The organism is Thioclava sp. UBA3469, from assembly GCF_002378135.1.
GTDB lineage: Bacteria > Pseudomonadota > Alphaproteobacteria > Rhodobacterales > Rhodobacteraceae > Thioclava > Thioclava sediminum.
This window is the reverse complement of the sequence record NZ_DFRG01000069.1, coordinates 10,352-10,552: the sequence shown is the minus strand read 5'-3', so window position 1 is coordinate 10,552 and position 201 is coordinate 10,352. Positions and strand designations below refer to the sequence as shown.

At 64.7% G+C, this 201-nt stretch carries 1 pseudogene; it reads right to left on the bottom strand.

The features are described 5' to 3' along the window. Positions 1 to 201 (bottom strand): annotated as a pseudogene (locus tag B3D39_RS06190) (aminopeptidase P family N-terminal domain-containing protein); the annotation flags it as partial.

Sequence of the window (201 nt, the reverse complement as noted above, 5' to 3'; positions counted from 1 at the left end):
TCGGCGGGCGATTTGTGCATCCGCTGGCGCATCGTGGCCGGAGCAATGTCATGGGTCACCGACGGTTCGAGGAAATCTTGCAGGAGCGCCGCCTGCGCCAGCGTCAGGTGATCGGATTCGACGCCCACCACGCGGTGCTTGCCCGTGACCGACGCGATCGCGCGCCAGTAATTGTTCCGCGCCCAGTCGGTATAGGTGATG